Here is a 17,931-nt window from a genome sequence, read left to right on the forward strand (position 1 = left end):
GGCTCGGCTGCAACATACCAGCGCAGCACAGGGCTTCCCGGGGAAACAGACGCACGGGCCCCGACCACCGCCGAGACGATGGTCGGGGCCCGGTCGGCGCCGGGTTACGTGCGGGGCCCGACTATCGGCAGGCGGGCCCGGCGTCGGCGGCGTAGGTGCCGTCCGCTGTCAGCCGGGCGTTCGGCGACAGCAGCACGTCGGCCTCCAGCTGCCGAATCTGCTTGGCGGGGGTGCCATCCGAGCCCAGGCGGCGGTCGGCGGGCCGCTCGTACAGCGGGGCGCCGCCGCACATGGCCTCCACGAACCGCTGCCGCCCGTCGAGCTGCCGCTGCTCGGCGCGGCGCTGGTACTCCTCGCGCCGCTGCGGGTCGATGGCCTCGATGAACGCCTGCGGATGCACGACCGCCAAAAGCCCTGACACATGCCCGAATCCGAGCGAGGTGACCAGACCGGCCTTGAGCGCGAACCGATCTCCGAACCGCAGCGGCTCGCGCGCCCACACCAGGTGCGGGTAGTCCTGCATCTTGTCGTCGACACAGTCGAGGCTGCGGTTCGGCGGGATCACGCCCTGCTCGAGCACCTGGCACAGGCCGATCAGCTGGAATGCCGCCGCACCGCCCTTCGCGTGCCCGGTCAGCGACTTCTGCGAGATCACGAACAGCGGGGCGCCGTCCGTGCGGCCCAGCGCGCCTGCCAGCCGCTCGTGCAGCTCGGACTCGTTGGGATCGTTTGCGGCCGTGGAGGTGTCGTGCTTGGACACCACACTGACCTCGTCCGCCGAGACACCCAGCTTCCGCAGCGCGGCCGCCAGGCGGGACTCCTGACCGCCGCGACCGGCGCCCAGCGCGCCCAGGCCCGGCGCCGGGATCGAGGTGTGCACCCCGTCGGCGAACGACTGCGCGTAGGCGAGAACACCCAGGACCGGCAGGCCCATCTCCACCGCGACGTCACCGCGCGCCAGCAGAACCGTTCCGCCACCCTGCGATTCGACGAATCCGCCGCGGCGGCGATCGTTGGCGCGGGAGAAGTACCGGTCGCTGATGCCCTTGGCGCTCATCGCCGCCGAGTCCGCGGTGGCCGACATGTCACCGAAGCCGACGATGCCCTCGATACCGAGGTCGTCGTAGCCGCCGGCGACCACGACGTCGGCCTTGCCGAGCCGGATCTTGTCCACGCCCTCCTCGACCGATACCGCCGCGGTCGCGCACGCCGCGACCGGGTGGATCATCCCGCCGTAGCTGCCGACGTAGGACTGAACCACATGTGCCAGAGCGACATTCGGCAGCGCCTCCTGCAGGATGTCGTTGGCGCGCGGCTCGCCGAGCAGGTTGTCGATGTACAGCGACCGCATCGACGACATGCCGCCCATGCCGGTGCCCTGGGTGTTGGTCACCAGCGAGGGGTGCACCCAGCTCATCAGCTCGGCCGGGCTGAAGCCCGAGGACAGGAACGCGTCGACGGTGCAGACGATGTTCCACAGCGCGACCCGGTCCACCGAGCTCGCCATGTCCGGGGAGATGCCCCACTTGGTGGGATCCCAGCCCGCGGGGATCTGGCCGCCCACGGTGCGCGACAGCTTCGCCTTGCGCGGCACCCGAATCTCGGTGCCCGCCTTGCGCGTCACCTGCCAGTCACCCGAGTCGGCGACCGGCGTGATCACCGTGTGCTCCGGATCGGCGGCGTGGAAGGCGCGGGCCTCGGCCTCGCTGGTGACCGCGAACGACAGGTCCTTGTCCAGGAACACCGACGTCAGCAGCGGCGCGGCGTTGTCGACCATGGCGCCGTCGTCGCCGTAGCGGCGCACGCCGCAGCGTTCCACGACCGCGTCGTGGTAGCGCTCGGCCAGCTCGGATTCGTCGACGTAGTCACCGGATTCGGCGTCGTACCAGCCGGGCTTGGGATCGTTCTCCCAGGTGACCAGGCCGGTGGTCCACGCCAGTTCGAGCACGCCCGCCGCCGACAGCTCGTCCGCGACCTCCATCTCGAAGCGGGTGCGCGCCGAGCCGTAGGGACCGAGCTCCCCGGCGCCGACGATCACCACCATATCGGCGAGATCGGTTGTGACGGCGCCCCATTCGGGCACCGGCAGCGCCGAGGTCAGCGTCGGCGGGGCCGGGAGGGCCGCGATCGTGGCAATGTCATCCTCGGATTCGCCTGCGGCGGCCTCGGATTCAAGGGCCTCCGCCTCCTTGGCGAGCGCGGGCAGGTCCAGCTTGGCGCGGGCCAGGCCGCCGGTCAGGTCGATCTGCTGCGGTCCGGACGCGGTGACCACGCGAGCCCGGCTGGTGCACCACTTGAGCAGCTCGTCGGCGATCTCCGGCGTGGACCAGGTGTGCACCCCGGCCTTCTCGACGGCCGCGACCAGCGGATCGTTGTGGCCCATCAGTCCGGTGCCGCGCACCCAGCCGATCAGCGCGTGCACCAGCGTGACCCGCTGCGACCACGACTTCTCCACGCGCCACTTGGCGATCACCGCATCCAGCGCGGCCTTGGATTCGCCGTAGGCGCCGTCCCCGCCGAAGATGCCGCGGTTGGGCGAACCCGGCAGCACCACATGCAGTTTCGCGTCGACGTCGTGATCGGCGCCGAGCTTCGACAGCCCGCCGATGAGGCGCTCCACCGACCACAGCAGCACCCGCATCTCCATCTCGGCGCGGGCACCGGCATCGGTCAGATCGCCCGCGACGCGCGGCGCCGCGAACGGCAGCAGCAGCGTCGGGGTCATCGCCGGCTTGACGAGAACCTTTGCGCCACCGGCATTGTCGCTCTGCTCATTGCCGACCCACTCGATCAGCGCGTCGACGTCGGAGTAGGAGGCCATATTGGCGGGGACAACCCAGAGCGCGGCGCCGTGGCGGGCGTTCTCGCGGTACAGCTTCTTGTAGAAGCCGAGCCGGTCGTCGTCGAGCCGGGACGTGGTGACGATGACGGTCGCGCCGCCGCCCAGCAGGCGCCCGGCGGCCGCGGCCGCGATGGAACCCTTGCTGGCACCGGTGATCACGGCGATATCGGAGGACCAGCCACCGGCCTCCTCGGTGTCCAGGGCCGCCTCGGCGATCCGCTCGTACACACCGGCGAGCACCGAGCGGGCCTCGGCCATCGCGCGCTGCCGCCACCAGTTCGCCTGTGCCGCAACGGCCGCACCGGAACCCAGATAGCCGTCCACGGGCAGGTCGGCGGACTCGGCGTCCGCACCCAGCCACAGCCGCGCCAGATCCTCGCGGGCGGTGGCCCAGCGGTCGTCGATCAGCACCGCCTTGCGGCCGTCGAACGCCGGGGCGACCAGACGCGGCCAGTCCGAACCGAGTTCGGCCGACACCAGATCCACCAGCGACTCGTCGCTGGCCTCGGGCGCCGACACCTGCTCGTCCAGGCCCAGCTGCTCCAGCACGACCCGGGCCGCGGTGGCCAGCACGCCGTCCCGGCCGGTGATCTGCTCGGTGAACTCGCCGAGCGCGGCCGCGTCGACGGTGGCTCCGCCGCCGCCTCCGGCCGCGGGCAGCGCCACGCTGACCCCGCGCCGCGCGGCGACCGACTGCACGGCGGCGTCGATCGCGGCATCCACCGCGGCGCCGTCGCCGAGCGCGCCCGACACCAGGCCGCCCAGGTCGCCGCCGCGCACGCTGGCGCCCTCGCGGGTGCCCAGCGACACCTCGGCGGTGACGTGGTGGGCCCAGCCGTCGCCGAGCTCCCACACCTTCTTCACCCGATCCGCGATCGCGGCGGGACGCTTGCCGGAGGGGCCGAACACCTTGCGCAGATGATCGCCGACGGCATCGGACAGCACCGAGCCGAAGGGCTTGTAGGTGCGGGCGAGCCGCTCCACGGTCGCCGACAGCGCGCCCATGTCCGCGTCGGCGGCGCCGTCGATGGCGCCCAGCGACAGCTCCGAGCCGAGGTCGACCAGCAGCTGGTTACGCCGCGAGGAGACGCCGTCGCAGAGGCCCTCGATGGTGTCCACCGGACCGATCTGGTCCAGGCGCAGCTTGGTCCACAGGGCGATCAGCACGCGGGTCGCGTCGGCCGCGGTGAACGGGATGTCGTCGGGACGCGGACCACCGGCCGGGGCCGCCGCGGGGGCGGGGGCCGCTGCCGGAGCCGCGGCGGCGGCAGCCGGAACCTGTTCGGCCACGGTCTCTTCCGGCTCCTCCACCGGCGCCGGATCGGTATCGGTGGAGTACACGACACCGGCCTCGCGCTCGATATTGAGCACCTCCACCTTGGCGGTGGCGAACTGCGGCAGCTTCAGCGTGTTGGTGGCGAGATTGGCGACGGTCGGCGTGGCGGCCAGGCCGATCTCTACGAACCGCTCCACCGCCAGCCCGCCGTGCGCGGGATCGGTGAACAGCAGATCCTGGGTCTCGATCCAGCGCACCGGACTGGCGAACTGCCAGGCCAGCAGCTCGATCAGCACCACCCGGCACAGCTCGCTCGGGCGGGCCGACCAGTCGTCCCAATCCGCCAGCACCCGCGTGAGCGGCTCCGACGGCACCAGATCGGCGATCTCGGCGATGAACTCGCGCTCCAGCGAGAACGGCCGCGGCACCAGGTTCGGAATGTAGCGCCCGGCAAGGATTTCCGGATGCAGATCCTCCGGCAGCAGGTCCTCGAGCTTGTGCCGGAACTCCGGCACGCCCTTGCGCAGCACGGTCGAGTGGAACGGCACGTCGATGCCGGGCACCAGCACGAACGCGCGCTTGCCGCCGAATTCCGCACGGCGGCGCTCGATTTCGGCCTCCAGCTCCTCCAGGCCCTTGACCGTGCCCGCGATGGCGTACTGCGAGCCGCGCAGGTTCAGGTTGACGACCTCCAGGAACTCGTCGGCACGAGCCCCCACCTCGGCGACGAAGTCGATGACCTCGGCGTCGGGCAGCCCGATCTGCGACGGCCGGATGGCGGCCATCCGATAGTCGCTGCGGCCCTGGGCATCCCGGGGCACCAGCTCGTGCATCGCCGAACCGCGCTGGAACACCACCTCCAGCACGGCCTCCAGCGGCAGCACCCCGGCCACGGCGGCGAGCGCGTTGTACTCGCCGACCGAATGCCCGGCCAGCATAGCGCCCTCGACGAACGCACCGGCCTCGCGCAGCTCGGCCACCTGGGCGACACCGAGGGTCGCCATCGCGACCTGCGTGAACTGGGTCAGGTGCAGCACGCCCTGCGGGTGCCGGTACTCGACGCCGCGGGCCTTGAGATAGGTCGGGTTGTCGCGGACCACGGCGAGGATGGAGAAGCCCAGCGCCTCGCGGGTGTGCTTGTCCGCGCGATCCCACACGTCCTTGGCGGCCTTGGAACGCGAACGCGCGTCCAGGCCCATCCCCTTGCTCTGGATGCCCTGGCCGGGGAAGGCGTACACGGTCTTCGGCGGGGCGAGCCGCGCGGTCGCGGTCATCACCAGATCACCGCCGGTCCGGCAGGACACCTCGACCAGCTCGGTGCCCTGGTCGACCGCGATCCGCTCGACGCGCACGTCGATCTCCGCGCCGGGCCGCACCATGCCGAGGAACCGGGTGGTCCACGCGGTCACCGTCCGTGCGGGCACCGGGGATTCGGGATCGACCGCCGAGACCGCGTGCTGCGCGGCCGCCGACAGCCACATGCCGTGCACGATCGGGCTGCCCAGACCGGCCAGGCGGGCGGCGTTGGCGCTGGTGTGAATCGGGTTGTGGTCGCCCGACACCGCGGCGAAGGCGCCCATCGCGCGCGGGGCGACCATGCGCACGTCGCGGCGGCGGCGACGCGGGGTATCGGTGGCCTCGGCCGAGACGGTGCCCGCGGCCCGCGGCGGATCGGACAGTTCGCCGTCACCGTTGCGGCCGCGAATGGCGAAGCGCTCCACCAGCTTTGCCACGGTCGGGGTCTCCAGGCCGTGGTCGCGCATGACGCCGACCTCGACGCGCACCTCGACGACGCGGCCCATATCGGTGTCGAGCACCGACGCCGATTCCGCGCGGACCGTGAGAACCGCGGCGTTGGAAGGCAATTCGTTCACCAGCTCGATCCGGTGGTCCAGGTGGACCAGATCCAGCATGCCCTCGATGACGCTGCGGGCGTCCTCGGTGCGGGTGGCGCCCAGGACGGCGAAGACGGCGGGCCAGCAGGCGCCCACGAGCACGTCGGGCACGGTGCGGCCGATGGTGCTCAACGTCGGGGGGAGCCCGGAGCCGGTGACACCGGCGTGATCGGCGATCAGATCCGGGGTCCAGGCGAGATTCACGTGCGCGACGTGCGTTCCGTCGGCGGACCGCACCTCCGGGAGCGACTGTCCGGCCGCGACGGCCAGCAGCGCCGACATCGCGGCCTCGGCATCGTCTTCCGTGATCACCGGCGCCCCGCCGTTGTACACGGAGGCGGGCACCGTGATGCGAATGCGCACCGCGTCCTTGCCCAGCAGCGGCACCGCGAGTTCCACGTAGGCGTGGTCGGTTTCGGGGCCCTCGGTGGCGCGCAGGGTGGCGCCCGTCGGCGGGTGCACGGCGCCCTTGCCGTTCATGGTCCACTCGTGCAGATCGCCGAGCCGGTGGATCGGGTTGACCGTGGTGCGGCCGGACCACTGCACATCCGTTGCGGCGAGCACGATGTCGATCGCGCCCGCGGCCACCTCGACGCGACGTCGGCCGTCCACCGCCTGCGGCGTGACCCCGCCGCGCATCAGCGAGTAGGCGGTGTCCTGCTCGAACCGGTCCAGCAGCTCGCCGACCGGCTCGTCCACCCGGGTGATGCCGGCGACCGACACGGTGCCCGGGATGACGCACACCTGATCGGCCGCGTAGCGCGAATCATGCGCCTGCCACAGCGAATCCGAGCGCCACCAGCGGCGCACGTCGGCGTCGACGACCGGCACGAAGTTCACCGGCTTGCCCGGCGTCTTGCACAGCGCGACGAAGAACGGAACGTCGGCCGGGTGCAGCACGGTGCCCGCGGCGGCCGGGTACTGCTCCTTCAGCGCGCAGATCGCCCGCACCGGCTGCTCGAACGCGGCGTCGTCGGCGAACAGCGTCGGGATCTCGCCGCGGTCGGCCGGATGCAGCCGGGATTCGGTGCGGCGCATCATCTCCGCGAACCGGTCGCGCCAGGTGATGTCCAGCCACACCGAGCGGGTCGCGTCGGCGATGGCGTCGCCGAGGTCGGTGCCGCAGTCGAAGTCCTTGCGACGGTCCAGCCCGACCGCGAGCTCGACGTAGCGCTCCAGCCATTCCAGGTAGGTCATGGTGGCGACGTCACCGAAATACGGCTTGGCCGTGCGGTCCAGCGCCTCGATGATCTCCGCGCGCCGCTCGGAGACGGCCTCCGCATCGCCCGCGACCTCGTCGAGCAGGCGGCCCGTGCGCGAGGCCGAGTTGTCGATCTCGTGGATGTCGGCACCCAATTGGCTACGCCCCGAGGCCATTCCGGCCGCGGCCGTGCCCGCACCGACCCAGTTCGGGGTGCCGGGGGTGTCGACCAGCAGCTGCTTCACCTCGGGCGCCGTGGTGGCCTCCAGGGTGGCCATGGCGGCCGTGCCGACGAGCACGCCGTCCAGCGGCATCGCCGGATAGTCGTACGCCACCGACCATTCGCCGGTCAGATACTCGGTGGAGCGCTCGGGGGTGCCGATCCCGCCGCCGACGCAGACCACCACGTTGGATCGGTTGCGCAGCTCGGCGTAGGTCTCGAGCAGCAGGTCGTCGAGGTCCTCCCAGGAGTGGTGGCCACCGGCGCGGCCGCCCTCGATGTGCATGATCACCGGGTAGTCCGGCACGGCGTCGGCGATGCGCAGCACCGCACGGATCTGCGCGACCGTGCCGGGCTTGAACGCGACGTGGGTGATGCCGACCTCGCCGAGCTCCTCGATCAGCGCCACGGCCTCCTCGAGCTCCGGGATGCCCGCGGTGACGATCACGCCGTCGAACGGGGCGCCGGCGGCGCGGGCGCGCTGCACCAGCCGCTTGCCGCCCAGCTGCAGCTTCCACAGGTACGGGTCGAGGAACAGCGAGTTGAACTGCACCGCGCGGCCCGGCTGCAGCAGTGTCCGCAGCTCGGCGACGCGGTCGGCGAAGATCTGCTCGGTCACCTGACCGCCGCCGGCCAGCTCCGCCCAGTGGCCCGCATTCGCCGCGGCCGCAACGATTTTGGCGTCGACCGTGGTCGGCGTCATACCCGCCAGCAGCACGGGCGAGCGACCGGTGAGGCGGGTGAAGGACGTCTCGACCACGACGCGGCCGTTGGGCAGACGCACCGGCTTCGGCGCGAACTCCGACCAGGCGGGGGCCACCTCGGGCGCCGCGCCCGGCGTGAACAGGCTCCGCTGGCCCGCGCGGGTCGCGGCCGGGACCGCGCCGACGCCGGTGCCCTTCAGCGAGCCCTGGGTGAGACGGGTCAGCAGATCGCCGGGACCCAGGTCCAGAATCCACTGTGCGCCGGCGGAAACCACGTCGTCGACGGTCTGCACCCAGTCGACCGGGTCGACCAGGATGGCCCGGGTGAGCCGGGTGGCCAGCTCGGCGTCGATCCCGCACTGGTTGGCCCAGGCGGTCACCAGATCCACGGTGTCGGCGAGCGCCGGGTGATGGAACGCGACCTCGACGTCGACGTCCTCGAATACGGGCGCGAACACGGCGCCGCCGCGCTTCTTCGCCTCCCGGTCGCGGGTCTGCTCGTCGTGGATCTCCGTGCAGCGCCGCCGCACCCGATCCAGCTGAGTCACGGTGCCCGACAGCACCACTCGGCGGCGCCCGTTGCGAATCGACACCACCGCGGCCGTGGCCGGGTCGACACCCCGCGCGGCCGCGGTGACCACGTCCCGCAGCTGCTCCGGATCCACGTTCGACACCGCGACCATCGGCGACTTCTCGCCGACCGGGATCAGCCCGCGCCGGCGCGCCACCAGGGTCGCCGCGGCGCCGATCAGCTGTGCCAGCGCCAGCAGCTCCGCATCGCGGGCGCCGCGGGCCTCGGCGGACTCCGCCGCCAGCAGGCCCTGCGAATGCCCGACGATCGCGACCGGCGCATGCTCGGCCGCGTCGAGGCCCTGCAGCCGCAGCGCGCGCAGCGCCGCCACCTGCGCCAGGAACACGCCCGGCATGGAGATCGCGGCCGAGCGCAGCACCGGCTCCGGCGGCGCGGCCGACACCTCCCCTTCCTCCAGGTCGGCGAGGTCGTCCTCGAGCATCCACGCGACCGGGTCGAAGCCGACCGGCCGCACCACCAGCAGCTGCTCGGCCACCGGCTCCAGCGTCGCCGCGGCCTCGTTCACCAGCGCCGTCAGCTCCGGTTCGAGCGCGCTGTCGCGCCCGATCTCCTCCAGCTCGCGCAGCCAGCGCGCGCCCTGGCCGCCGAAGGCCAGCGCATAGGCCTCCCCCGCGCGCAACCGGTCCAGCAGCGAGGCCTTCCTCGCCGTATCCGAAGTTGCCCCAACCATCTTGGCGTTCGATCCGGTCTCGGTGCTCTCGTTGATCGTCAAGACGTTCGACTTCCTTCTCGTGGCGGCTCGTCCCTCGGGTGGTCCCTCGTGGGGGCCGCTCCTCCGTGCGCAGGCGTCCCTCGCCCCTGAGGACCTGATGAAACCGAGGATCGCACAAAATCATGAGGGAATCCTCACGTTTCCCCCCGCCCCCTACGGCTACCACTCAGTATTCAGGTACGGACGTACCAGAATAATCCGAAACATGACTCTCCCTCATGTTTGAAGCCGCTGGTCCGGCCGGTTACACCCCCGAAGGAAAGTTGAGGGTCCCTCACATTGCCCGTGACCCAATCGTTATAATCGCAGGTGGGGTTACTCGTGGGTACGAAACGCCCATAGGGAACTTCGCGATGCCGGTCAAGCCCGGTAGAGTTTGGACGGTCGTACCATCACGCGCGAGTGGCGGAATTGGCAGACGCGCTGGATTTAGGTTCCAGTGTCCTCGGACGTGGGGGTTCAAGTCCCCCCTCGCGCACGAAAACTGATCACCGGTGTCACATCCACGGACAGCGTGTTCGAGTGCACTCGCACACGCGGAAAGGACACCGGTGACCCGGACGTTTTCCTACGACCAGCGCCGATTCGTGGCGTCTCCGCCAGCATTGCGGCGCTCTGTCTCCCCTGCCTGCCCCGCTTCTTGGTCGCGGCGGTGGCCGCGGTGATCGCGCCTGTCGTTCCCCCGCAGGCTCCGCTCCAGGAGCTGATCCACGGACCAATGACGCCACCGTCGCCCGTCCGCGCGCCGAGCGCGGATGTGGTCTGCGGGTTGTGCACCGTGGGCGAGGCCGGGCGTGTGGTGGACCGCCTCGTGTTCGCGAATCTCGGCTGGGCGCCGGGTGCGCGCCTGGAGATCCGCGCCGAGGAGCATGCCGTCCTGGTGGTGTCTCGCCGCGACGACGGCCCGATCGCGATGCGCGACGGGTTCTTCCGGATTCCGTACCGGATGCGGCGGCGGGTGAGCCTGTTCGTCGGCGACCGGGTCCTGCTGGCGGGCAGGCTGTCCCGGGATCGGCTCGCGATCCTTCCACCGGCGGCGATGCAGGAGTTGCTCGCCGACGCTCTGCGGCTGCTGGAGCGGTGATGCCTGTGACCACAACCACGCTGTCACCGCATTCCCCGACGGCCGATACCCTCGCCGCGGCCCGGCTGTTGCTAACGCAGATGGGGCTGTCCCCGGCCGACCTGGTCGGGACCGCCACGCCGGTGCCGACCTTCGCCGAGGTGATCCCGCAGGTCCGGGCAGCTCTGTCGCCGGGCACGTTACGCACCTACAGCGTCCACCTCACGCGGCTGGAAAACGAATGGGGCACACACCGTCTCGATGAACCGTCGAAGACCGACCTCGAGCAGATGGCCCGCACCGTCCGGGCTGCGGCGCGGGTCAACCGCGCCTCCCGAGGAGGAAGCAGCGCCGTGGAACATTTCGTCGGCGCCGCCCGCTGTGTCTACCGCTACGCTGAAGGCCAGGGCTGGATACGGCCCGCCGACAACCCGGCTCGCGCGGTAGCGAAACCCACTCGGAGAGCCTCGCACCGGTATGCGATCCCGTCGCATCAGCTCGCCGAGATCTGCCACATCGCCGCGCACACCGGCAACGACCCGGACCTCGACGCGCTGATCCTGCGCCTGCATATCGAAACCGCCTGCCGTCGCAGCGGCGCGCTGGCCTTGCGTCCGCACGATCTCGACCCCGACCGCTGCCTGATCTGGTTGCGGGAGAAGGAGGTGGCCGACCGCTGGCAACCGGTCTCGCCCACCTTGATGCGGTACCTGCAGCACCACGCCCACGACCGTCACGCCCCGCACTCCGGGCGCCTGCTGCGCTACCGCAACGGCAAACCCATCACCGGCCGCCGCTACGACCACCTCTGGGCACGCATCGGTGAAGAACTGCCCTGGGTCGCCGTGCAGGGCGTCACCGTGCACTGGCTACGCCACACCACCCTGACCTGGGTGGAACGAACCTTCAGCTTTGCCGTCGCCCGCGCCTACGCCGGCCACCACGGCAAGACCGGTGGCACCACGACCACCTACGTCAAGGCCAGCCTCCTGGAGGTCGCCGCCGCCCTGTCCGTGCTCACCGGCGAACCGCATCCCCTCGCCACCGCGACAGGAGGGACCGCATGACACCTGACACCGTGCACACACCGACGGCACCGTGCGCAGAACCATCACCAGTGCCCGCATCTACGGCCGGAACGATCGTGGCCGTACGCACAGCGACTTCGTCCGACGAATCTGCGGGTACGCCCCGACCGCACCGTGCGCACATGTTTTTCTGGTGTGTGCTGGCTGCGTCGGCGGCCGTCAGCGTGACCGGCAACGCCGTACACGCCACCTTCAACACCCCCGCGGCACCTATCGCGGCCGCCGTCGCAGTCGTCCCTCCGATCGCACTGCTCACTGCCGTGCACGGGGTCACCGTCCTGTTGCGCACCCAGACCCGAGCAACCGCAATACACCTGCTAGCAATGGGCCTGACCGTCCTCATCGCCGCAGGCGCATTCTGGCTGTCGTTCACCGCCCTCCGCGACCTCGCCGAACTCGCCGGAATTCCCCACCAGCAAGCCTGGCTCTGGCCCCTGATCATCGAAGGATCCATGACCCAAGCCACCATCGCCCTCATCGCCCTCGCACGAAACCAGTTCCACCACACCACCGATGACACGGCTGCTCCCGACGCCACCACGGTCTCACCGCCGCCCGAGCACCTATCGGACAGCCCCACCGAGGGTGACCACAGCTCCGCACCGGCGCAAGCACGATACGACCAAGGCACGCATCACTGGTCCGAAGTGGCGACAGCCATCTGCGAGGCCGATCCGGCACGTCGTCGGGATCCCGGTCAGATCGCACATATCCTAAAACTGCACTATGCAGACGGCCTCAACCCCACCGAAATCGCCTGCCGAACACAACGCAGCCGCTCCACCATCAGCCGAATAATCGCCCGCGCGACAGAGCTCGAGACCGGCTGCGCTGAAGACGGTCTTGTCCCATCCAAATCTGGGGGACCGCAGTGACTTCGGCGGTGGGTGTCGTCACCAATCGTGGCATTGATCCGTCCGATCAATCCCTGGCCGCTGGCCTGCACGGCTGAGACCCACAGCCGGGAACCGGCCTTCGCGCTCAATGTCGTATGCAGCAGGGACAACGGGGGCCGACGCCTCATCCAGGTCGAACGTATCGTCGTCGCCGAACCCGGCGGCGCAGGCACCGGCACCCGATCTCATCGAGATGGGAGACCCCCAGAAAACCCGAGTACGCCGCAGACCCCCATCGCCCAATCTCTGAACACACTCGAGACCGACAAGCACGCACGCCGTTCGTCGGAGACCGCGATTCATCAACGTCGGAAATGGGCCGATGTACCAGCTTGCCACCTACGTGAAGGAGTCCAGATGACATCCGAAGCGCCTTCCGCTATTCCCACTCGACAGCAGCCGCCTCACGGTGTTCGATGGGTTCAGCCATCGCAGCACCGGGAACGATCAGATACGCTGTTGCGCAGTCACCGTCACCACCGCAGCGCAGCCGCACCGGGAGGGGACACCGCCGTGGGAATCGACATCAGCTGCCCCCAATGCGGGTACGAGGACTTGGTCCAGAGCGTACCTGCAATATGTGCTGCAGGGACGTCCACGGTCTCTGGGACCGACTATTACTCCGGCGTTGGGATCGCCTCAACAGGTTTCGTCCCGGTCGTAGGTTCGGCAACGGTTCACCACACTCGCTCCACTGTGCTTGCCACAGAACTCGCATCTGAACCTTATCAGCGCAGCGCAACCCGATTCAGTCTCTTCGGCGTTCTCTTTTCCTTGCCTGCGCTCGCCTACATTCCTATTGCCTTCGCCGCAGCCACTGAGCCGGGCTATGAGGTTTCGATTCCGTGGACGATCGGCGCATCAGTCGGATTAATCCTGATCCTGGCTGCACCGTCGATCGCGATGTTGTGGGTGGCGGCTCGTCGTGCCCGGCGCAATGGCCGGATCATTCGTGGGCGTCCTACGGCTCGTGGCGTCTGGAGTGCTGCCTTCTATTGCCATCGGTGCCATGTCGGGTATTGGCCGGTGGCTCCGGCTCCGGGTGTGCCTGTGCGGCAGCCGCTTCCGCCTGCCCAGTTCCGGTGGGTGGTGTGGGATGCCGGAGGTTACGCCAACGCGTAGCCATCTCGTCGGCGACGTGTGAGCACAAAAACATTCGTCGACGTTCTCGTCGGGTACCTCCACACTTCACGCCGTGCCTTCGACTCGTTGATCATCCGATCTAAACCAAACCGGTAATCAGCTGCTGCCTGCGCCCTGACGCCTGCCAGTACGCGGACTGTTCTTTCTTGCCTTTCTTCTCTTCGACGCCGTGACGGAATTCGCTTCCGCCGCGGCGTTTTTCGTTTTTCCACCCCCTCTTCCGTGATTGGGAGGCGATGTGCCGTGTCTTCTCCGCTAACCACCGCGCCACAGTGCGTGGTGTGTCATTCCCGCGATCCGGGTGACCGGTTGACGACGGTTGACGACGAGTTCGTGTGTCTGGGTTGTTGGTCGCGGTTGGATCGATGCGACCGCTGCCATACCCGGGGTCGTCGGCTGCCCGCAACGTTCGACGGCCAACGACTCTGCAGTCGGTGCGCGACAGGCTGGGTCGACTGCGTCGGCTGCCGGTATCTGACCCGGCAGACGTCGCGCACCGACCGGAACGGGTTCGTGTGCCCGACCTGCGCGCCATCGTGGTTCGAGCACTGCACCTTGTGTTTCCGCTACACCGATGCCTCCCGGTACGTGGCCGGTGGCCTGCGGGCGTGCCGGGTGTGCGCCGACGGCTTCGACGCCTGTGGAGAGTGCGGCACGCTGCTGCCCGAGGGCGTGGACTGTGATGGCTGCCGCCCGGACGGCCGGGTGTGGAACTACTCCTACAAGCCCAATCCACGCTTCTTCGGGAGCGGTCGTCACCGGCTGTTCCTGGGCGCGGAGCTGGAAATCATTGTCCCCGACGACACCTACGCCGAGTGCGTGGACACGGTGTGTGACCGGGTGGGCCGGTTGGCGTACCTGAAGCGCGACGCGTCGATCGAACCGCGGGGTTTCGAGCTGGTCACCCATCCGATGGATTACCGGTTCGCGATCGAGGAGTTCCCGTGGCCGCTGCTGGGCGAACTATCTGATCTGGGGTGTCAGTCCGATGATCGGGTGGGGCTACACGTGCATGCGTCCCGGGCCGGGTTCTCCTCGCCCGCGCATATCTATCGGTGGGCGAAGCTGGTGTACCGCAACGAGTCTCACACCGTCGCGCTCGCGCGTCGTCGCTCGGACTACGCGGGGTTCTCCCCGGCAGCGCGGGCGCGGGTCAAGGATTCGGCGAAGGGGGATCTGCGCCGGTTCGGGCTCGACCGGTTCCAGGCGATCAACCCGCACCCGCGCCACACACTGGAGTTGCGGGTGTTCGCCGGATCCCTGGACCCGCAACGAGTCCAGGCAGCGCTGGCGTTCACCGCCGCCTCCATCGAATACACCCGCGGCCTGACCACCGCTGATGTGGTGCGCCGCGACGGCTGGGCCTGGTCACGGTTCACCGCCTGGGTTGACTACCACCCCGAGTACGCGCCGCTGTCGGCGGAGATGGAGGCCCTGGAATGTGCCTGCTGACCTTCTACCCCGCCGGGACCGCACCCGACACCGATGCGCTCGCCGTCGGAGCCCAAGTGAACGACGACGGCCACGGATTCGCGGTGGTCACCGGTTCGGAGATCGTCGTCGGCCACGGCCTGCGCGCCGCGGAGGTGATCGGCGAGTTCGCCGAGGTCCGGGCGCGGTTCCCGGACGGTCCGGCGTTGTTCCACAGCCGCTACGCCACCCACGGTGTCGTCGATGTCGGCAACTGTCATCCGTTCTGGCTGGGGCGGGATCGGCGCACGGTGGTGGCGCATAACGGTGTGCTGCCCAAGCGGGTACGGCCGGGCCCGTACGACCGCCGCTCGGACACCCGCATCGCCGCCGAGCAGTATCTGCCCCGGCAGCCGTTCGGCTCACCGGACACCCGGCAGGGCCGTCGCGGACTCGAATCCTGGCTCGGCACCAGCAAACTCGTGCTGCTCACCGTGAACCCGGCCTACCGCGAACACGCGTACGTCTTCAACGAGCACGCCGGGATCTGGGACGAGGAGATCTGGTACTCCAACACCAGCTACCTCCGCGACCGGCTGCGCCCTGGTTTGTGGCTGTACACGTGCGGCTACTGCCGCACTGTCGACGCCTCTCGCCGCGGCCGCTACTGCGGCCGCTGTGGCTGGTGCTTCGTATGCCTGACGCCGTATCCGGATTGCGACTGCGCCACGTTCGCGCGTGGTGCCACGGTCACGGCGCTGCCGCGTCGCAGCCATCGGCCGCACGGTTCGGCGCGCTCCGGTGTGCGTCGTCACCACCGCTGACCGGATCACGTTCGACCCCTCCGTCCTGACGCGCCCCGCCATCCCCATACCGGGGGTCGGCGGGGCGTTGTCGTGTCCACCTTTCTCTCTTTTGGGAGGCGATTGCCTTATGCCTGCTGTGCTGACCGAGCGGCGGTGCTCGGTGTGCTCGAGCGCGCTGCTGCCTGACGATCCGCCCACCACGGCGGTCGCGGTGTGTGGCGCCTGCGCCGCCGTGCCGGTGTGTGATGGGTGCGGCCTGCCCGCGCCCGACCCACATCACACCGTCGACGACGGGGTACGGTGCGCTGATTGTGCCACCGGGTGGCACGAGTGCGAGGCGTGCGACTTGTATGCCGCCGACGGCGCCGATACCGCGACCGGCGGAATCGTCTGTGCCGGTTGCGAACCCGACTACAGCACCTGCGATCAATGTCTGCTGCCGGCGCGGGAACTCCGCGAAGTCGACAACGGCGCCTGGGTCTGCGACGACTGCGCTGGCGACTTTCATTCCTGCGATATTTGCGACGACCTCACCACCAGCTACGACTACTGCAATCACTGCGTACCCCAACGCCGTCACCTGCACGACTATTACTACAAACCCGCCCCGGTGTTCCACGGTGACGAGCAGCCGTATCTCGGGTTGGAACTCGAGATCGAAACCGACGGATACGGTTTCGACGACTGCGTGGACCTCGCCAACGCGCGCCTCGGGTCGTTGGGTTACCTGAAACAGGACGGCTCGATCTGCTGTGGGTTCGAGCTGGTCACCCATCCGATGTCCTATCGGTACGCGATCGAGCGGTTCCCGTGGGATCTGTTGCCGGAGCTGGCCTCTCGCGGCGCGCATGCCGACGGCGACGTCGGTATCCATGTGCACGTGTCACGGGCCGGGTTCGCCTCCCCCACGCATGTGTACCGGTGGATGAAGTTCGTCTACCGCAACGAACGCCATGCCACCGCGCTGGCGCGCCGCTGTTCGGACCAGTGGGCCAGCTTCGCACCGGACGCCCGCGCGGGCATCGGCGACCTCGCCAAGGGGCACCCGCAGCGGGGCCTGGGCAATCTCGGCCGCTTCCAGGCGATCAACACCCTGCCCGAGCACACCTTCGAAGTGCGGATCTTCGCCAGTTCCCTGGACCCGCAGCAGGTGCAGGCCGCGTTGGCGTTCGTCGCCGCGTCGGTCGCCTACACCCGCACCCTCACCAGCGGCGACATCGCGCGCCGCCGCGGCTGGGAATGGACCGCGTTCGTCACCTGGCTGCGCGGCCGTCCCGAATACGCGCCGCTGCTGGCTGAATTGGAGGACCTCGCATGTGCATCCTGACCTTCTATCGCCCCGGCGTCACCCCCGACCTCGTCGCCCTACACGCCGGAGCGATCGTGAACCCGGACGGTCACGGCTACGCCGTGGTCGCCGACGACCGCATCCTCGTCGGTCACGGCCTCGACCCCGACCGCGTCATCGACGAATTCGCCACCGTCCGAGCCGAATTCCCCGACACCCCCGCCCTGTTCCATTCCCGGCTTGCCACCCACGGCACCGTCTCCGTCGACAACTGTCACCCATTCATCGTGGGCGGTGATGAGCGGACGGTACTGGCGCACAACGGGATCCTGCCCACCCTGGTCCAACCGCCGAAGGGTGATCTGCGGTCGGATACACGCATCGCCGCCGAGGACTTCCTGCCTACCCAGCCGTTCGGCTCCCTGGATGCGTGGACCGGGCGCAGCGGCCTCGAGCAGTGGCTACGCACCGACAAGATGGTGCTGCTCACCATCGATCCCGCCTACCGGCACACCGCGTACGTGTTCAACGAACACCTCGGCCACCACAGCGACGACGGCGCCTGGTACTCCAACACCTCCTACCAATGGCCGCTGGCCCTCTTGGACGGCAACGCCGAGGACGCCTACTGCGGCATGTGCGGCGAGTTCGATCCCGAACGCCCCGGCACGCATTGCGTGTTCTGCGGATATTGCCAGGACTGTATCCGGCCGTTCCCGCACTGCGAGTGCCCCGGATACGACGGCCTGAACCGTTACGCCGACCTCGACTACTACCTCGACCAGGTGGCCTGAC

8 protein-coding genes and 1 tRNA gene are annotated in these 17,931 nt (G+C 69.4%); 8 read left to right on the forward strand and 1 reads right to left on the reverse strand.

Annotated features, from left to right (window positions below; all coding sequences use genetic code 11):
* Positions 1-121 precede the first annotated feature (121 nt).
* Positions 122-9,442 carry a type I polyketide synthase gene (locus NM1_RS15175; protein ID WP_068019929.1) on the reverse strand — a complete coding sequence of 3,107 codons (9,321 nt, stop codon included), beginning with the start codon at positions 9,440-9,442 and terminating at the stop codon, positions 122-124.
* Positions 9,443-9,838: 396 nt separating this feature from the next.
* Between NM1_RS15175 and NM1_RS15180 the strand changes: the two genes are divergently transcribed.
* The 8 genes from NM1_RS15180 to NM1_RS15215 all read left to right on the forward strand — a co-directional run bounded on the left by NM1_RS15180 (position 9,839) and on the right by NM1_RS15215 (position 17,930).
* Positions 9,839-9,920 (forward strand) — tRNA-Leu (locus NM1_RS15180).
* Between the two features lie 240 nt (positions 9,921-10,160).
* A complete protein-coding gene (locus NM1_RS42240) occupies positions 10,161-10,526 on the forward strand; it encodes an AbrB/MazE/SpoVT family DNA-binding domain-containing protein (RefSeq protein WP_114699762.1) in 366 nt (121 codons plus the stop codon).
* Positions 10,526-11,572 (forward strand): tyrosine-type recombinase/integrase, encoded by a 1,047-nt coding sequence (locus NM1_RS15190; RefSeq protein ID WP_068019931.1) that lies wholly within the window; start codon positions 10,526-10,528, stop codon positions 11,570-11,572. The genes NM1_RS42240 and NM1_RS15190 overlap by 1 nt, the downstream gene beginning before the upstream one ends.
* 143 nt (positions 11,573-11,715) lie before the next feature.
* Positions 11,716-12,468: a DUF2637 domain-containing protein gene (locus tag NM1_RS15195; protein ID WP_068019934.1), complete on the forward strand. Its 753-nt coding sequence runs from the start codon at positions 11,716-11,718 to the stop codon at positions 12,466-12,468.
* A gap of 1,719 nt (positions 12,469-14,187) precedes the next feature.
* Positions 14,188-15,084, forward strand: coding sequence for an amidoligase family protein (locus NM1_RS15200; RefSeq protein WP_246011581.1), 897 nt, complete (start codon positions 14,188-14,190; stop codon positions 15,082-15,084).
* A complete protein-coding gene (locus NM1_RS15205; protein ID WP_068019936.1) occupies positions 15,072-15,866 on the forward strand; it encodes a class II glutamine amidotransferase domain-containing protein in 795 nt (264 codons plus the stop codon). The genes NM1_RS15200 and NM1_RS15205 overlap by 13 nt, the downstream gene beginning before the upstream one ends.
* A gap of 109 nt (positions 15,867-15,975) precedes the next feature.
* A complete protein-coding gene (locus NM1_RS43985; protein WP_246011582.1) occupies positions 15,976-17,175 on the forward strand; it encodes an amidoligase family protein in 1,200 nt (399 codons plus the stop codon).
* Positions 17,163-17,930: a class II glutamine amidotransferase gene (locus tag NM1_RS15215; RefSeq protein WP_068019938.1), complete on the forward strand. Its 768-nt coding sequence runs from the start codon at positions 17,163-17,165 to the stop codon at positions 17,928-17,930. The genes NM1_RS43985 and NM1_RS15215 overlap by 13 nt, the downstream gene beginning before the upstream one ends.
* Position 17,931 lies beyond the last annotated feature (1 nt).

The sequence above is a fragment of the Nocardia mexicana NBRC 108244 genome, from assembly GCF_001613165.1.
Taxonomy (GTDB): domain Bacteria; phylum Actinomycetota; class Actinomycetes; order Mycobacteriales; family Mycobacteriaceae; genus Nocardia; species Nocardia mexicana.

Excerpts from the sequence above, each read along its gene's own strand:
- NM1_RS42240 (WP_114699762.1), top strand. The coding sequence starts at position 10,161 with ATGACGCCACCGTCGCCCGTCCGCGCGCCGAGCGCGGATGTGGTCTGC.
- NM1_RS15190 (WP_068019931.1), top strand. The coding sequence starts at position 10,526 with ATGCCTGTGACCACAACCACGCTGTCACCGCATTCCCCGACGGCCGAT.
- NM1_RS15195 (WP_068019934.1), top strand. The coding sequence starts at position 11,716 with ATGTTTTTCTGGTGTGTGCTGGCTGCGTCGGCGGCCGTCAGCGTGACC.
- NM1_RS15205 (WP_068019936.1), top strand. The coding sequence starts at position 15,072 with ATGTGCCTGCTGACCTTCTACCCCGCCGGGACCGCACCCGACACCGAT.
- NM1_RS43985 (WP_246011582.1), top strand. The coding sequence starts at position 15,976 with ATGCCTGCTGTGCTGACCGAGCGGCGGTGCTCGGTGTGCTCGAGCGCG.
- NM1_RS15215 (WP_068019938.1), top strand. The coding sequence starts at position 17,163 with ATGTGCATCCTGACCTTCTATCGCCCCGGCGTCACCCCCGACCTCGTC.